We start from the raw sequence: 1,946 nt of genomic DNA on the forward strand, positions 1-1,946 counted from the left end.
GCGGCGCACCCCGGCCAGCACCGGCACCAGCAGGACGGCCGCGATGGCCGCGGCGGTGAGGAGGACGGTCCCCTCGCCCGGGTCGGCCATCCCGGCGGCGGTCGCGGCCGCCCGCAGCACCCCGGAGACGCCGAGCGCCAGCGTCACGCCGACGGTGGCCGCCATGAGGGTGTTGGAGAGCGGGCCGTTCAGCCCGCGCTCCCCCATCAGCACCCGGTCGTTCACCACCAGCAGGAGGAACGTCGCCGCGAAGGGGAGCACCACGGCGTTGAGCGCCTGCGCCAGGATGATGGCCGGGATCGGCCGCACCCCCGCCACCCCGAACCCCACGCCCACCAGGAGTACGCCCGCCCACACGGCGCGGAAGCGCGCCGCCCGGTCGCCCCAGCGCTCCGGATCGCCGCCGAAGAGCGAGCGCGCCGTGACCGCCGCGGCCAGCGGCGCGGTGATGGACGAGGAGAGCCCCGCCGCGAACAGGCCCCAGGCGAAGAGCGGCCCGCCCCACCCGCCCAGCCGCCCGGAAAGGGTCGCGGCCATCGCCGGGTACGAGAACTCCCCTTCCAGGCCGGCGCCCACCACCACGATCCCCATGGAGATGACCCCGCCCAGCAGCACCGCCACGGAAAGCCCGAAGCGGATCTCGCGGAGCGTCTGCCCCGCGGCGATCCCGGAGCCCAGGAAAAGGTTGTAGGGGACCACGGTAGTGCCCACCAGCCCCAGGACCAGCAGCCCCGTCCCGGGGGCGAAGGACGGCACCAGGGCGCCGCGGATCACCTCCCCGGCGGGCGGGCGCAGCAGGAACGCCGTCGCCAGGAAGGCGACCCCCATGAAGCCCACCGTGACGGCGAGCAGGGTGGCGACGGTGCGGGGCGTCCCGATCCAGAGCACCCCCGCCGCGGCCGCCCCTACGGCGAGGGGGATCAGCGCGGAGGAGAGCCCCGTCCCCAGCGCCGCGCCCGCCGTGGCGCCCAGGACGTTGCCGGCCTCGAAGGCCGCGTTCCCCAGCACCACCGCGCCCAGCACCAGGCCGAGCACCAGCACCCCGGAGGCGCCCCCGCCGAAGCGGTCGCGGATGGCCTCGCCCAGGTTGCGGCCCGAGACCACGGTCACGCGCGTGCTCGCCTCCATGAGCACCAGCGTCGCCAGCGTGGAGAAGGCGAGCGCCCAGAGCAGGGCGTAGCCGTGCCGGGCCCCCGCGGAAGCTGCGGTGGTCACCGTCCCGGGGCCGATGAAGGCGGCGGGGATGATGGACCAGAACAGGACCTGCAGCAGTCGCTTCATCGTCGTCGCGCTACCTCCACCCGCGCCGCTCCGCGCGCACCGCCTCCGCGGGCGTGCGGCCGTCCAGCCCCGGGTGCGGCGTCCGCTCCCACTTCCGCTGCCGCGCCTCCAGCCGGCGGCGCGCCTCCGCCGGGTCGGTGTGCCCGGCGCGGACGGTCCGGTCGCGCCAGAGAAGCCAGCGCCGCTGCAGCTCCCGCTGCAGCCGCACCTCCTCCGGCCCGGCCCCGTCCCCCCATTCGCCGCCGCCGGCCATCCGCGCCGAGGGGACCAGCAGGCGGTCGTCGAGGTGCTCGTCCAGCTCGGCGTACCACTCGTACTCTCCCCCGCTCCACCGGTACCCGCCCTGGCGGTCGCTCAGGCGGATCTCGAAGCTTTCCCGGTCGCGCAGCACGGGGGCCGCCCAGGGGCAGTCCAGCCGCTCCTCGTGCGACAGGAACGAAAAGAAGCGCGCGAGGGAGCCCGGCACCGTGAGCGCCAGCGGCCGGCCGGCGTCCGCCCGGCGCGGGTACGCCTCGTAGAGGAAGCGCCGCAGATCGAGCTCGGTGAGCGCATGGAGCGGCACCCTCGCGTCCCGGAGCAGGTAGTCCAGGAAGAGCGCCGCGGTGCCGGCGTGCCTGCGGACCGTGGCGGCGGCGCATCCCTCCCGCGCCAGCCAGGCGCCGAAC

2 protein-coding genes are annotated in these 1,946 nt (G+C 76.2%); both read right to left on the bottom strand.

The genetic code is table 11. The features are described from left to right. On the bottom strand, positions 1-1,281 hold a 1,281-nt coding region (locus tag VGR37_06160; GenBank protein HEV2146964.1), incomplete at its 3' end, for a divalent metal cation transporter. A gap of 10 nt (positions 1,282-1,291) precedes the next feature. Then, the coding region (locus VGR37_06165) for a hypothetical protein (protein HEV2146965.1) at positions 1,292-1,946 on the bottom strand (655 nt) is incomplete at its 5' end.

This window comes from Longimicrobiaceae bacterium (genome assembly GCA_035936415.1).
In the GTDB taxonomy this organism is placed as follows: domain Bacteria; phylum Gemmatimonadota; class Gemmatimonadetes; order Longimicrobiales; family Longimicrobiaceae; genus JAFAYN01.